Annotated in this window: 11 protein-coding genes; 1 reads left to right on the plus strand and 10 read right to left on the minus strand. The window is 72.0% G+C overall.

Going from position 1 to position 13,991, the window contains the following annotated elements; translation table 11 throughout:
- Window positions 1-460: 460 nt before the first annotated feature.
- From ABGB06_RS36270 to ABGB06_RS36315, 10 genes are all read right to left on the minus strand, one after another.
- On the minus strand, window positions 461-1,294 hold the full coding sequence (locus ABGB06_RS36270) for a class I SAM-dependent methyltransferase (RefSeq protein ID WP_347598818.1): 834 nt from the start codon (window positions 1,292-1,294) through the stop codon (window positions 461-463).
- 48 nt (window positions 1,295-1,342) lie between these two features.
- On the minus strand, window positions 1,343-2,212 hold the full coding sequence (locus ABGB06_RS36275) for a phytanoyl-CoA dioxygenase family protein (protein ID WP_347598821.1): 870 nt from the start codon (window positions 2,210-2,212) through the stop codon (window positions 1,343-1,345).
- Window positions 2,203-4,359, minus strand: coding sequence for a phosphoketolase (locus ABGB06_RS36280; protein WP_347598824.1), 2,157 nt, complete (start codon window positions 4,357-4,359; stop codon window positions 2,203-2,205). Before ABGB06_RS36280 ends, ABGB06_RS36275 begins: the two co-directional genes overlap by 10 nt.
- A complete protein-coding gene (locus tag ABGB06_RS36285) occupies window positions 4,356-5,507 on the minus strand; it encodes a GGDEF domain-containing protein (RefSeq protein ID WP_347598929.1) in 1,152 nt (383 codons plus the stop codon). The genes ABGB06_RS36280 and ABGB06_RS36285 overlap by 4 nt, the downstream gene beginning before the upstream one ends.
- The gene (locus ABGB06_RS36290; RefSeq protein ID WP_347598827.1) at window positions 5,507-6,292 is read right to left on the minus strand and encodes an HAD family hydrolase; all 786 of its coding nucleotides are present in this window, start codon (window positions 6,290-6,292) and stop codon (window positions 5,507-5,509) included. Before ABGB06_RS36290 ends, ABGB06_RS36285 begins: the two co-directional genes overlap by 1 nt.
- Window positions 6,289-7,476, minus strand: coding sequence for an enolase C-terminal domain-like protein (locus tag ABGB06_RS36295; RefSeq protein WP_347598830.1), 1,188 nt, complete (start codon window positions 7,474-7,476; stop codon window positions 6,289-6,291). Before ABGB06_RS36295 ends, ABGB06_RS36290 begins: the two co-directional genes overlap by 4 nt.
- Complete coding sequence (locus tag ABGB06_RS36300; RefSeq protein WP_347598835.1) at window positions 7,476-8,540, minus strand: radical SAM protein; 1,065 nt, start codon at window positions 8,538-8,540, stop codon at window positions 7,476-7,478. Before ABGB06_RS36300 ends, ABGB06_RS36295 begins: the two co-directional genes overlap by 1 nt.
- Before the next feature lie 38 nt (window positions 8,541-8,578).
- The gene (locus ABGB06_RS36305) at window positions 8,579-9,007 is read right to left on the minus strand and encodes an ATP-binding protein (RefSeq protein ID WP_347598846.1); all 429 of its coding nucleotides are present in this window, start codon (window positions 9,005-9,007) and stop codon (window positions 8,579-8,581) included.
- A 128-nt stretch (window positions 9,008-9,135) separates the two neighbouring features.
- Window positions 9,136-10,374 carry a helix-turn-helix domain-containing protein gene (locus ABGB06_RS36310; protein WP_347598849.1) on the minus strand — a complete coding sequence of 413 codons (1,239 nt, stop codon included), beginning with the start codon at window positions 10,372-10,374 and terminating at the stop codon, window positions 9,136-9,138.
- 76 nt (window positions 10,375-10,450) lie between these two features.
- Window positions 10,451-11,572, minus strand: a complete 1,122-nt coding sequence (locus tag ABGB06_RS36315; RefSeq protein ID WP_347598852.1) for a helix-turn-helix domain-containing protein — start codon at window positions 11,570-11,572, stop codon at window positions 10,451-10,453.
- Between the two features lie 360 nt (window positions 11,573-11,932).
- Here ABGB06_RS36315 and ABGB06_RS36320 point away from each other — a divergent pair, with 360 nt between their 5' ends.
- Complete coding sequence (locus ABGB06_RS36320; protein ID WP_347598855.1) at window positions 11,933-13,984, plus strand: PrsW family glutamic-type intramembrane protease; 2,052 nt, start codon at window positions 11,933-11,935, stop codon at window positions 13,982-13,984.
- The last annotated feature ends 7 nt before the right edge of the window (window positions 13,985-13,991 follow it).

Raw genomic sequence — 13,991 nt, forward strand, 5'->3', positions numbered from 1 at the left:
TCTCGGTTGGCTTCGCAACCCCGAGCTACCAAGAGGCCCTGTCTTCATGCCCGCCGCCAGCTGCGACCACCCGATCGAGACTCTCGTTCGACGCACAACCCTCACGATCGGAACGACAACAGCTACTTAAGGCTGACGCTCAGTGGAAGGAACAATGCGACGCTTGGGAACGCCTGACTGGCTCCCGCCCCGGGTGGTGGTGGCGGTGGTGACTTACCTCCATCGGTCAGCCTCGCACCAGCCACGGCATGGTCGGCCGCCAGCGTGACCTCTCATACGCTGTCGGTCCGCCCCCGACAAAGACTGGGCGCTGGGGCAAGGCCCGGCGATTCCGTTGGCGGCTGGGCGCCGAAGGATACGGCCCGGCTGATCTGGCCCACGCCCATGACGAGCAGGACGATGCGGCAGCGGGAGACTGCCCAGCGAACGGTGGTGGTCCGGACGGTCACGGCTATGAGAACTACGAAGATGCAGCATCTCCCGTCTGGCTTTCGTCCTCCCGGGTGGCGATGATCGCTTCGGTGCGGATGGTCTCCTCGAAGCGACCCTCGGGGTTGAAGTCGAGGAGCGCGGTGCGGAGGTCGCGTTCGAAGGCGTCCTTCGCGTCGCCGAGCTGGGCGGGGCTGGAGTAGGAGAGGCTGAAGACGTAGCCGACCACTTGGTCCACGTCTCGGGTGAGGGTGCGGTCCCAGTGCGTTGTCTCGATGTGCGGGAACGGGCTGTTCGCGAGGACGTCCTGGTGGCGCTCGCTGGGGTGGGTGTAGGTGCTGGAGCCGGCGCGGCGCTCGGGGCCGAGGTAGCGGGTGCGGACCTCGGCAACTACGTCGAGCCAGGGGGCGGGCTTGAGGTCGCCGGGGGCGCCGCCGGAGGCGAGGACGACCGCGCCGGTTGGCTGGATGATCTGGTCGAGGTCGCGCAGGACCTGGTGGCGGTTCATCCAGTGGAAGCTGGCGCCCATCACGGTCAGCAGCACGGGCCCGATGTGCAGGGCCGGGAGGGCGGTGGAGTCGCCCATCCGCCAGTCGACGTTGGTGATCCCGCGTTCGGCGGTGAGTTTGCGGCCCTCGTCGAGCATCCCCGGTTCGGGATCGACGGCGATCACCTCGGCGGCGTGTGCGGCGAGGGGGAGGGCGAGGGTGCCGGTGCCGGTGCCCAGGTCCAGGATGCGCTGGGTGCCGTCGAGGCCGAAGCGCTCGGCGAGGAGCTCGTAGAGGGCCGGGTGGTAGCCCGGTCGGAAGCGGGCGTAGTAGGGGGCGGTGGAGGCGAAGAGCTCGGAGGGCGTGTACGGGGGCATGGGTCCAGTGTTTCGTGTGACGGAGGGTGTACAGGGCCATTGCGGGTGTCAGGGACGGGCCGGGTCGGGCGTCAGGCGTTGCCACCATTCCCCTAGCGGCTCCGCGCCGGCGCCTTCGTGGGCGACGGAGCCGTCGGGGTTGCGGTCGGGGGCGCCCAGCAGCTGGCGCTCGACGTCGGTGAGCTCGTCGCGCCGGAGGAGTTCCGGGGCGGGGTCGTCCACGGGCGCGAGCCAGCGGTAGCCGTATTGCATCATGATCGCCAGACGGGGGTGGCCGGAGGTGTTCAGGCCGCCCGCGTGCCAGGTGCGGTTTTCGAACAGCATCGCGTCGCAGGGGCCTACGTCGGGGGTGATGGCGTCGAGTGGATCGATCGCGCCATCAGGAACGGTGACGGGGCCGGTGCGGGTGTGGCTGCCGGGGACGATCATGGTGATGCCGGCGTCGGCGGCGGAGTCGGTGAGGAAGTAGGCGGCCTTGATCGCCAGCCTCGGGATGCGGTCGGGGCCAAGGTCCCTCGTGGCGGCCGACATGTCGCGGTGCCAACCGTGACGGAAGGGGACGCGGATGGTGCGCGTGCCGCCGGTCGGGATGGAGGGCAGATGAATGAGGTTGCTGGACATCAGACGGAGATCCGGGCTGAGCAGAGCGACCACCGTAGGCAGCACCCTCGGATTCGCGACGAGCGGGAGAAAGGTGTCGTTCATGGCGACGATGCCGCGGAAGCCGTCCTTGCCGTCCGCACTTCGGTCCCGCCCGGCGGTACGGCCTGACTCCAGCAGCCGCCTCGCGGCGTCTGCGGCCATCTCGCGCCAGGAGGGGATGAGGGCGTCGCGGAGGATGACATAGCCGTCGCGATCGAACGCGGCAAGCATGTTGGGGTCGGGCGCGGATGCGGCGTCGCGTTCGTTCAGTGGCATCGGCTGTGCTCCTTGAACATGAGGGTGGCCTGGGCTGAGAGGGTCGACGCCGACATGCCGCAGTGCTCGAGCAGGTCCGTCGGCGTGGTGGGACGACCGGGGTCGCGGTAGCCGATGACGGTGAACCGGTCGGCTTGGCCGCGCGCGGCGAGCAACGCGCGAACGGCCGCCGTGTAGGTGGGGACGGCCAGCAGGACGGGAGTGTCGGCGCCGAACAGGCGGGTGAAGGTCCGTTCGCGCAGGCCGTAGGGCCACTGCGGCGCGGGGCCGAGGACGGCGAGATCATTGATGTGCACGTAGCGGAACCGGACGTCCGGCCTGGTCGTGCGCAGCGTCTGGGCGGCGGCGGTGAGCTCCCGGGCGGGGACGTCTCCGGCGGAGGCGAGGACGAGGTCGGGGCGACCACGGTAGGAGAGGTGGGGCCAGATCGCGGCGCCTTCGGTGAGCTCGTCGCGGAACGGGCCGGGCGGGAATGTGGGGCCCAGGTGCTTGTCGGTGATCAGCAGGTTGACGCGGTCGCGGCCGGTGAGCATCGCGGCGAGTACGGCGGCGGCCCGGGTGGCGTCGGCGGGAGTGTAGACGTGCACGAAACCGTCTTCGAGCTCCAGCAGGCTGCCGACCAGCCCGGGGTGCTGGTGGGTGTAGGTGTTGCGCCAGCCCAAGGAGGTGATCAGGTAGTTGATGTTGGGCAGGCCGCTGCCACCGGCGCGGTAGGCCAGGCGGCGGTGCTTGAGGTGCTGGGCCAGCAGGCTGGCGTTGATGGCGGCGAACGCCTCGTACGTGGCCAGCAGCGCGTCCCGGCCGGTCTCGGTGTAGCCCTGAAGCCAGCCGTGGCAGATCTCCTCGTTCAGGATTTCGACCGCCCAGGGCGGCAGGGCGCGGTCGCCGGCCTCGGCGAGGTGCAGGCGGTTGGAGGCGATCTCGTCGGGGCTGAACAGCCGGAAGTCCCCGGCGGCGGCGCGTTCGCCTATGACCGCGCTGATCTGATGCCACGGTTCCCCGCCCAGGGCCCTGGGCGGCGGCGCCTCGCTGACGGGAGCTGGCTGCGGCCGGCGGCTGGGCAGGGCGAGCCGCACTTCGGCGGAGGGCCGCCCCTGGACGGTGAGCAGCTCGGCGGGCCGGTAGGAGGCGAGCCACGCGGCCAGCGCCGCGAACTCCTCGTCGTGATCCCGAGGATTGGTCAGCGGCGTCTTGTGGACGGCGGGAGTGCCGGCGATGCGGCGGCCGGCGACCGCTCTCGGGCCTGTGTGACCCTTGGGCATCGTCAGCACGATCACCGGCTGCCGGCCGGGTTCGCCGAGCGGACGCAGCCGGGCCAGCGCGTCGGCCAGCAGCTCGCGGAAGCTCCGCAGGTCGGCGCCATCGTGGAGCAACGGGGCGTAGCCCAGACCGGTGAAGTAGCCGCGCACCTCGTCTTGACTCATGCCCGCCAGCAGTGAGGGGCCGCCCATGCGCTGACCGTTGGCCAACACCACGGGTAGCACCGCCCCGTGCTGGCCGCTGCCGGCCAGGGCTCGGCGGGCGAGCCAGGCCGCCGCGGTCGCCCCCGTCTCCAGCTCGCCGTCCCCGATCAGCGGAATGACCAGCCGGTGCGGGGCGTCCAGCACCATGCCCTGGGCGACGGCCAGGGCGGGGCCCAGCTGCCCGCCCGTGTACCGGACGCCGGGGATGAGAGGCGTGATCTCCCCGCCGAACCGCTGCGTGTGAGGGAAGCCCTCGATCAACTCCCGTAGGGCGGGCATCGACCATCCCGGCCCGGCACCGGTTAGGTCCAGGGCGCCGCTCAGGTACGCGTGGGCCAGCGCGGCGGGGCCGGCGTGCCCGGCGCCATGGAGGACCAGTAGCTCGGCCCCGCGCGGGCGGTGGGCGGTGATGGGGCCGAGGTGGGCCAGCATCCAGCTCACCGGCGGACAGACCCCCCAGTGGCCGCGCGGCGCCTGCTTCACGTCTTGCCGGCGCAGGGGGCGGGCCAGTCGGGGATTGTCGGCCAGGTAGAGCTGAGCCGCCGACAGGTAGGTCGACGCCCGCCAGCAGGCGTCGACCGCCGCGTCCGGGACGTGGGTGACGGCCTGGGCCGCCGCCCCGGCCCAGTCTGGGAGGCTCGTCGACGCGGCGGCCACGTTGGACGCTGGTGGGGAGAGGGTCATGGGTGGCTCCGGGGATGGGCGTGGTGCGTGGCGACCGCGTCGATGACGGCGGTGATGCGGGCGGCGCGGATGGTCTCGGTGGCCGATTCGGTGATCAGGTGGAGCATCTGGGTCTGTTCGTGGGCGGGCAGCACCGCCCAGTCCAGGCCCGCCCGCTCCAACGCGGCGGCCAGGTCGCCGGGGACGCCGCGCACGGCGGGCGGCCGGATGGCCCGCAGCGCCAGCGGGAGGGGGCCGGTCGGCTCAGGCTGTGCGACGGCGGGGATGGCGGCCTGCCCGTTCAGAGCAACCACGACCTCGGTCCTCGCCCCCACCTCGGGGTAGGAGACGCGGACGCGTCGCCCGCGCAGTCCGGCGGGACCGGCGCAGGGCAGCAGCAGCGCCGTCCGGCCGGCCAACGAGGTGGGGCGGGCCAGCACATGCAGCGTCTCCGCACCGTCCGGCAGCGGCAGCAGCGCGGCGGAAACGTCCGCACCGTCGGTGGCGGGGATCGCGGTGGCGGCGATCGTGCCGCCCCGCCCACCCTCGGCCCGGCGGGCGGCCTTGTGGGTGAACAGGCAGCGATCCACCGCCGCCAGCAGCCCGTCGGTGAAGGCGTGCTTCCACCGGTTGCCCTCCCGCCTCGCCGGCAGATGACCGGCGGCGACGATGGCCAGCGCGAAGGACACCGCGCAGGGCAGTGCGGCGGCTAGCCGGTCACGCAGGTCGGCGACGCTGCGCAGGAAGGTGGCCGGGGAGCCGATCGCGGCGGCGATGATGACCTCGTCCCCACCGAAGGTGGCCGCGCAGCCGGCGGCGAAGGACTGCTGACGGAACCACTCCCTGGTGACCGCTCCGAGCCGGGCCATCACCTTGTTGCCCGCGAGGTGTCCGTAGCAGTCGGGGTCGGTCGCGTTGGCCTGCTCGACGTGCTGCTTGAGCCCGTCGACGTCGCCGATCGCGAGACCTGCCATGCCGCCCCCGGTCAGGGTGGCGGCCAACTCGCGCGGCAGGCTGCTGTGGAAGTCGGGGAAGGCGATCAGTCCTGTCAGCGGGTCCTCCCGACTCCCGGTGCACCAGCCCTTCAGGGGCAGGCTGCTTGGGTCGAACAGCGGAACCGACGTGGACAGAGACTCCAGGACATGCTCGGAATCCGCGCTGTGATCCATCACGGCCGAGCCCCTCCTTCCGGGGAAGCCCGCCGCAGTGCGGGACGGGCGGGCAACAGAACGGGGAGGGCGGCCAGCGTGCGGATCAGCACGGCCGCCTCCGGGAGCGGCCCGGCAGGCCCGGTCGCGGTGGAGCGGCTCAGATAGGCCGCCTGCCAACCAGCCGCCAGTGCCCCGGCGACATCGGCCCGGAGTGAGTCCCCCACGTGCAGCAGCTCCGGCCCGGACAGCCCGGAGAGCCTCTCGACGGCGGCGAACGCCGCCCGCTCGGGCTTCACGGCTCCGCAGTCCGCGGAGTAGACGACCCCGTCCAACAGCTTGGTGAAGGGCGCCGGGCGGTCGGGGATGGAGGAGCCGAGGGAGTTGGTCAGTGCGAACAGGCCGAACCCGCGACTCCTGAGCAGCCTCAGGACGCCCTCCGCCTCTTCGAAGAGCTCCGGCCTGGCCGCCCGGCCCCGGGCTTGGAGCAGCACTTTCTCCAGACGCCCGGCCAGGGCCGGCCGGCGGAATCCGGCAGCCAGCTCGCGGGCGAGCTGGCCGGGGGCGATCCGGCGACGCTTCGCGCCCTCCTCCATCACCGCTCGCGTGGTCGACAGGGAGATGCCCAGCACCAGCGCGACCTGGCCCGTGGTCGGGAGGCTGTCCGGTTGGACCAGCGTGCCGCCCAGATCGAAGCAGAGCCCGCGAACTTCCGCCCAGTGTTCCAGGTACGCGCTCCGTCTCGTGGACGTGCCCGAGACCATCCCCCTTGCCGTGCTCCTGGTCGCGTTTCTTGCCGTGGTCACGAGGCCATCGCCTCCCCGACCGGGGCGGTGTCCACCCGGGCAAGCGGCCCTGCCAGACCAGGCGCGATGCGGGCCGGCAGGTGTCCAGCGGTGACGGCGAGGGGAGCCGCGTAGATCTGCTGCCGCAGCGGCTCCACGGTCAGGTGGTACTCGACCGCCGGGACGGCATCCCGGCAGCAGGCGGCGGCCAGCGCCAGCGCGGCCGGGAGATGAGCGCCGTGAGGGAACGTCGGGATGCCCAGGTTCCAGGCCAGGTCGGTGGTGTGCAGCGACCGCGTGAGTCCGCCGGACCATCCCGGGTCGGGCTGCCAGGCGTCCACCGCTTCCCCTGCCAGCAGCCTGACCTGTTCGCCCTCGTCGGCCGCGTGCTCGCCCGCGGCCATCGGCACCGCCCCACCCACAGCGCGCAGCCGCTGCCAGCCCCAGGTCCCCGGCGCCACCAGCTCCTCGGCGAAGGCGACCCGCAGGTCCGCCAGCACCGGGAGCAGCCGCAACGCCTCGTCCACCCGGCAGCGGCCCAGCCCGTCGACCATGAACCGGCCCTCGCCGGCCGCCTGCCGTAATGCCCCCAGCACCCTGGCCATCGCATGCGGACCCGCCGCGATCAACTCCTTGGTCAGCGGCCACTTCTGGCCCCAGAACCCGGCCCGCGCGATCCAGGCCGCCGCGGCCGGCGCCGCAGGGTGCGCGGGGTTCAGCCCCAGCGCCGACGCGTAAGCCGGAACGCGCGAACGGACCTGACCGCCCAGCAGTTCCCCCACGGCTCGACCGGACGCGTACGAAGCCAGGTCCCAACAGGCCAGCTCGACGGCCGAGGCCGCGGCCCGGGCGTGCGCACCCGTGCGGTGGCGGCCGGTGGCCGGGCGATGCGGAAGACGGCGGGGAGCGGCGGCGTCGTGCCCGATCAGCCCGCCAGCCAGGTCCTCGGCGATCACCCGCCAGACCGGACCGGAGACCGGGGCATGCCAGCCGGAGGCGCCCTCGCCCACCAGCTCCAGCGCGAAACGCTCCCGGTGCTCGGCCCAGGCAGGGCCGGCCGGAGCCACGGCCGCGTCGGAGATCTCCTGTGGCAGGCCACTCGGCAGCCCTTCCGGCTGGCCGGCGAGCCGCCAGGCGCGGACAGCCCGTACCACCGACCCGGACTCGTGGCCGGCCGGCTGGGCCACCGGGACCAGGGTGCCCATCAGATCCTCGCCCCCGTCAGGTCCTCGTCGGCGAAGCTGAAGCACCAGGGGCTGCGGTAGTTCTGCCACCACGCCGGACGCAGCCTCGTGGGGCCGAAGAGTTCCTCCAGGCCGCGGCGCATGGTCAGGTGCCACTCGATCCGTTCGGACCCGGGGGCGCGGTAGACGTCCATGAAGGCGTTGTGGGCCTGGTACGTCTGGAACCGCGGGAACGTCGTGGTGACCGGGACGAACCGTCTCAGGTGCTCGATCGCCTCCTCGATCGGGTCCAGCCCGATGATGTAGGTGAAGTCGGTGGTGATCCCTCGTTCCTTCGCCTCGCCCAGCACGGACACCATCTGCTCGGGGGTGAGCTTGGCCTTGGACTCCTTGAGGATCTGCGGCCGACCGGTGAAGCACTCCGCGGTCAGCGTCAGGTGAAACGGTCCCAGCCGGGCGGCGGCGTCCAGCCCGTCGCCTGTCGTGAGCACCGAGGACAGGAAGTGGAGCTTGCCCACGCATCCGTTGGCGGCCATCGCCGCGCGGACTTCGGCGAGATGCTCTAGGGACAGGTGCTCGTGCAGGAAGCAGCCGGTGCAGACCGTGACCGTGGTGACCGACGAGAGGTCGGCCATGCCGGAGGTCGCGGCGAGCGTGCTCAGGTAGCCGGTGAGGTCCAGCGCCTTGATCTTCGGGTCGGAGGCGTCTTCCAGGGTGTTGGGGCAGAAGACGCAGCCGGTGCACTGTGAGCGGGCGTTGGAGTTGAGCGTCAGCATCCGCCGTCCGCCGCGCCAGTAGCCGAGCACGGCGTCGTCGTCCTCGATGCCGTCGACCCGACCGACCTTGACCCCGCCCAGCCGTAGCTCGTTCTCGTCCAGCTCGAACGGTGAGTCGGACCGGCCCAACGCCAGGATCAGGTACAGCGGTTCATCCGGACGAGAGTCCAGGCGGAGCCTGAAACGCATGCGGGGCTTGGGAAGTGGCGAACGCGCCCCGCAGGCGTTGAGCGCGATCAGCAGGACATCCTCGGGGTTGAACTTCCACTGCGCGGCCACCTGGTGCAGGTGGCCGACCGATTCGAGCATCCGTGAGTCTCCCTCGTTTCCGATGGGGCGGTGCCGGGTCAGCAGACCGCTTTGGCCGTGGCCAGCAGGGGCAGCCGAACGAGGATCCGCTTGCCGCCGCCGAACTCGTCGGCGACCACCTCGTGGCTGCCGCCGGCCTCGCTCGCCAGGGCCGCCACCACGGCCAAGCCCCACCCGCCCTCGGCGTGAGGAGCCGGCAGGGGAGCGGGCCGGAAGGGGTGAGCGTCCGCGACCGACAGCCACAGCGCTTCCGGATCCCTGGCGAGCGTGACCGTCGCGGTCGGCGAGAGCACCGCGGCATGGCGGACGACGTTGGTGACCAACTCGGTGATGATCAGCGACGCCGCATCGAGCAGTTGCGGGTCGATCCCCCAGCCAGAGAGCACCCTGACCGTCTCCCGGCGAGCCAGCGGAACGTGCTCGCTGATGGACAGCACCCGAAAGACGTGGCGTTCGCCGACGGACATGCGGACCTACCTCCTCCCCGGCGCGCCGTAACCAGTACGTCACTGACGGTAGGAGGTGGGTAACCCAGTGGTGTTCACCGTGGTGAACCCACGCGGCGGAAGGGCTCCGGCAGCGGACCGTCGGGGCGTTAGAGGACCAGGCCCATGCGGTGCGCCAGGCCCCGAAGATTCCGTGCGGCGTGGGCGGGCAGTTGCCGGTCGAGGAGGTAGCCGACGATCTCGCGTGCGAGTGCGGCGGAGTGGACGCGTTGTGGGGCAATGCGTTCGGCTTGCAGCAGCGCGGCCACCGCTTCGGCCTCGCGTCCGCGCAGGTGGGCGAGTGACCTGCCCAGGTCGGTGTGGAAGGCGGCCTGACGTCCGGGGGCGTCCAGCCTCTGGGGACGCACGTCGCTGCCCGCGTTCACGGCGGCGGTGTGCAGGCCGAGGTCGGTGTTCAGGCTGACCTTGTGGATGCCGACGTTCGTGGGGCCGAAGTTGAGATGCCAGGCCCTTGTCTCGCCGGTGCGCGTGGCCAGGTTGGCGGCTTCGCCGAGGTGGTCGTGGACCTCCGCCGCCCGGGTGCGGCCCGGCCGCTTGCGGTCCAGGGTGATCGAGCTGGCCGAGATCAGGTGGAGCTCGCCCAGGAGGGCGTGTGCCGCCGGGGTGGTCAGGTTTCGTTCCAGCTCGTTGATGGCGGTGGTCGCCCGGGCCAGGGCCTGGGTGGGGCTGCCGGCGGAGAGGAGCACGTGGGTTTGGAAGAACCCGGACAGCGCGGAGTAGACCGGGTCCTCGAGTTCGGCGATGACGTCCCGGGCTCGGGAGACGGCGATGAAGGCCAGGTCGGTGTAGCCGAGGTTCTTCAGCAGCAGCGTGCAGGCCGGGTGGTAGGCGTTGGCCAGCAGCCGCAGCATCCGCCGCCGGCCGGTGCCGCGTTCCGCTGCTGCGGCGGCGTGCAGGTCGGCCAGGAGCAGGGGCAGCGCGGCCGTCAGCGTGCCGTACTCGGCCGCGTGGTAGAGCCGGTTGGCCTCCGCCACCCTCCCGGCCAACACCTCCGGGGGCGCGGCAGGCCGTCCGCTCGTCGTCAGAGCCGGGTTCAAGCCCATCAGAGTCAACCGCAGCACGGGGATCGCCTCGTGGGCGGCGGAGGCGTGCGGGTCCGCTGGCGGGTGGGGCTGGCCGGTGACCTCGGCGGGGGAGACCTGCAGGGCTTCGGCGAACGCGGCGATCAGGCTGGAGCTGTCCAGCAGGCGCTTGCCGTTCTCCACCATGGACACGAACCCGACCGAGCAGCCTGCGAGCCCGGCCAGTTGCCGCAGGCTCATCCCGCGCTGGCGCCGCAGGGAGCGAACACGTTTGCCGATCCGCCGCGCCCGCTCCGGTTCGTTCATCGCCGCCGCCTCACTCCGGGTGACCCGAATGTAGCGTAGGGCGAAACCTGCTGGAGGTGGCAGGAATTCACCGATCTCACCCCCGGCCAGCCCGCCCAGCCATCTGCTCCAGCACCGCCGTCTCCGTCGCATTGCTGGCGCGGGAGGGGAGCACAGCCAGCAGTTCCCGCGCGAAGGGGTCGAGCCGCAGACGCAACGGGGCCATCTCCTCGGCCTCCCGCAGCCAGGCAGCGGCCCGCCCGATCTCCCCCCGGCGGGCTTCTGCTGTCGCGGCGGCCACCGCCAGGCTCACCAGGTCGGCTGGGGCCAGCGCCGACCTGTCCACCGACCGGGCGCGTTCGGCAGCCTCCTCGACCTCCCCGCACTCCACCGCGACCACGACCTGGCAAACCGTCACCCGCGCCGCCGCAGCGGCATCCTCCGCCGAACTCCGAGCTCGTCGAAGAAGTCGGGCTGCGGCGCCGTGGCGTCCTGCCACCGCGTGAGCGGTGGCGATCAGCAGCGGCAGATTGGCGTCAGCATCGGCACGAGTCAGCGCGTGCTCCGGCAGACCCATGTCGAGCAGCAGACGCACCTCCTCCACCAGCACCGCGCCGAGTTCGCTCCCGCCTGCCCGGGCCCGATGCAGCACCAACCACGCTAGATCCCGGTATCCCAGCCGCCGCAACAGACCGGCCGCGGCCACATGCGCGCCCACCCGCAGGTCGACCACTCGGTCGCGCTGGCCGATCGGGACCGCGTCCATGAGCGCATCCCCGTCGCGGATCAGCTCCGGCAGCGCCTCGGCCAGCCCCTGCTCGTCCCCGCTGTCCGTGAGTGCGTCCAGCGCGTCGGTGCGGGCGGCCAGCTCCTCCACCGTCGCCACCATCGCCGAGGCAGGGAGGTCCGCGACGATCGCGCGCCGCAGATGGAAGGCCACCGCGCGCGCCACCGCATGCTCCGGGCCGGCCGGCGGGTAGGGCTGTCCGGTCAGGTCAACCGAATCCAACCGCAGCGCGGAGGACAGGGCCGTCAGATGTCCACGGCGGTCCAGCCACTCCTCACCCGACTCCAACCCCGCGATCCACTTCGAGGCCATCCCACAGCGGGCGGCCACCTCCGCGACTGACAGCCCACGGCGTGCACGCCAAGCAGCCAGCTGGGCCCCGACCGGCCCGACCCTCTGATTTCCTTGGTGTATCAACGTGCCCGCCACCACGATCGGTTCATCACAGCTCGTCGCCGAGGGCGCCCGGGCTGATCCTCACCGTCACAGGAGCCGCACAAGACCCCCAGCGCGACACACAGTAGACACCGTCCCCCTCACGTGCGAACCCGCCGCAGCCCGCCTGACGGGCTGCCCGTGGCCTTGGGCCGCTCCCGGGGACTGTCCACGGCCCGACCCGCGATGGGCCGGGACTGAGGCCGTGGACCCGCAACTCGGCGAGGACCGGCGTGCCTCAGGAAGGCCCGGGGCATCCCCTGGACCCTTAGGAGGGGCCTCCTGACGGTCCTGCGGTTGTAGCCCCTACGCTGTTGTGCAACGTCTCGCTCACGCAGGGTACTTGGGGGTGTGCCGGTGGGTCTGGTGATGGTGGGGGCGGCGGTCTACTGCGTGCTGCAGTTGGCGGTGTTGGCTTGGCCGGTGCGGGCGACGCGGCTGTCGACCGTGCTGTTGGCGTTCGTGGTGGGCGCGTACGGCTCGGGCGTGTTGGTGGTGCTGATCTCCCTGGGCTGGTGGCGGATCGCGGTGGAGGCCGGCGGCGTTCCGGAGGAGGTCACCGACTTTCTGTCGCGGAGCGTGGCGCCGGTGGCCGAGGAGTTGGCCAAGGCTGTGCCGTTGCTGTTGGCCGCCTGCGTTCTCGGGGTGCGTCGGCGGCAGTGGGGTCTGGCGGACTGGGTGGTCTTGGGTGCGGCGGTCGGGTCGGGGTTCGGGCTGTTGGAGACGCTGCTGAACAACCCGCCGGACCCGAATTCGTTGACGCCCATGCCGGACGGCGGGTGGATGGGCCAGGCGGGCCTGAGTCTGAACGCGGCGTACTACCCGTCCGTGGCGGAGGTGCTGTTTGCCTGGTTGCCGTCCTCGACCGGGGTGGTCGAGATCGGGATGGGCTTCGACGCCACGATCGGGACCGTACGCCACGTACCCTGGGGCGTGCTGGACGGCCTAGCAGTCGGGTTGCTGGTGCGGTCTCGTGGGTGGAGCCGGGCGCTGGCCGTGGCGCCGCTGGGCGCGGCGATCTGGCACCACTGGGCGGTCAACAACGGCTACGACGCCGTCGGGCGGGCCGACGACCTGCTGGTCCCCGTGGCGACGGTGAGCCTGCTGGGCGCGATCGTCGTGGACTGGCGAGCGTTGCGGTGGGGCAAGGCCACCGTCCCTGGCGTCCTGCTGGCCGGCGAACGCCCGGGCCATGCCGGAGCCCTGATCGCTGCTGGCAACCACCACCTCCCGTACACCGCGCTCGGCGTGTCCCGGTTCGTACGGTCTCGTCGCGGCCTGCTGTACGCCGCCGCCCGCACCCGCACCGACGACCTGCACACCGTCGAACCGCTGCGCCAGACCGTTGCCCAGACCGCCGCACTGCTCGACCACGCCCACCAGCACGGCCGCTGGGACCCCGCCCGCATCCGCGCCGCACGCCGCGCCGCCCGACGCCGACGCTGGCCCCTCCTCACGATCCCCCTGCTCCTGGCCCTTCCCTCCCTGCTCTACCTCGCCGCCGGCAACTTCCCCTCCACCCATGCCCTGAGCGAGTGGTTCACCCGCTCACCCGGCACCTGGGTCCTCTTCGGCTGCGCCGCCGCGTCCCTGACCTTCACCCTCGTCGTGCTCGCCCTTCTCGTCCGCGCCTGGCGCCCCACCCGCGCCCAACCCCTCGGCGAACCCGTCGCCGCGCTCGTCCTGCGCCTGTTGGCCGGCACGGGCGGCGCGATAGCCGGCGGCTGGCTGCTCTACCTGCGTGTCATCGGCACACCCCTGGATGCCGACATTGTCGACACCGACCGCGCCTCCCTCCTGGCCGCCCTGGACAACTTCCTCTTCTACCTCGGCCTGGCCCTCTTCGCGGCGGGCCTGTTCGCCCTCTTCCCACCCGGCGGCCTGGCCCTGGCCGGCATCACCGGCGGCCTGGCCACCGGCGGCGGCGCCCTCAGCGCCAACCTCGCCGGCGCCGCCGTAGCCGCCGGCATCCTCGGCACCGGCACGGCCATCGCCTACAACGAGGCCACCAGCGACGCAGGAGCCGCCCCGACGGGTCCGGGCCGTGGACGAAAACCGAAACGGGAGGTCCCGAAGAAGCCCACCGAGTCACTCAACTGGTCTACGAAGAGCCGCCCCACCTTCGGACACACCTTCAGCGAGCACGGCGCTGGAGCCCAGAACACCAGGGCCTTGACGGACCGAGCCCGCTCCACCGGGAACAACCAAGGCCAATGGCTGGACGACTCCCGAGCGGCGGACTTCCTGCGCGCCAACCACGACCCCCACGCCGGGGTCAGAGACATCCCTCTGCCCGAGGGAATGGGACAGGCCATCACACCCTCGGGCGAGGTCGTGCCGGCTACCCATGCCAGACTCGTGCCGAGGCCGGACGGGACATACAAGACAGCATTCCCCATCGTGAAATGACATGGTC

The sequence above is a fragment of the Streptomyces sp. B6B3 genome (genome assembly GCF_039871525.1).
Taxonomy (GTDB): Bacteria; Actinomycetota; Actinomycetes; order Streptomycetales; family Streptomycetaceae; genus Streptomyces.

What these genes read in the sequence shown, in the direction of transcription:
- ABGB06_RS36270 (WP_347598818.1), bottom strand. Translation starts at nt 1,294, where the DNA reads ATGCCCCCGTACACGCCCTCCGAGCTCTTCGCCTCCACCGCCCCCTAC.
- ABGB06_RS36275 (WP_347598821.1), bottom strand. Translation starts at nt 2,212, where the DNA reads ATGCCACTGAACGAACGCGACGCCGCATCCGCGCCCGACCCCAACATG.
- ABGB06_RS36280 (WP_347598824.1), bottom strand. Translation starts at nt 4,359, where the DNA reads ATGACCCTCTCCCCACCAGCGTCCAACGTGGCCGCCGCGTCGACGAGC.
- ABGB06_RS36285 (WP_347598929.1), bottom strand. Translation starts at nt 5,507, where the DNA reads ATGGATCACAGCGCGGATTCCGAGCATGTCCTGGAGTCTCTGTCCACG.
- ABGB06_RS36295 (WP_347598830.1), bottom strand. Translation starts at nt 7,476, where the DNA reads ATGGGCACCCTGGTCCCGGTGGCCCAGCCGGCCGGCCACGAGTCCGGG.
- ABGB06_RS36300 (WP_347598835.1), bottom strand. Translation starts at nt 8,540, where the DNA reads ATGCTCGAATCGGTCGGCCACCTGCACCAGGTGGCCGCGCAGTGGAAG.
- ABGB06_RS36305 (WP_347598846.1), bottom strand. Translation starts at nt 9,007, where the DNA reads ATGTCCGTCGGCGAACGCCACGTCTTTCGGGTGCTGTCCATCAGCGAG.
- ABGB06_RS36310 (WP_347598849.1), bottom strand. Translation starts at nt 10,374, where the DNA reads ATGAACGAACCGGAGCGGGCGCGGCGGATCGGCAAACGTGTTCGCTCC.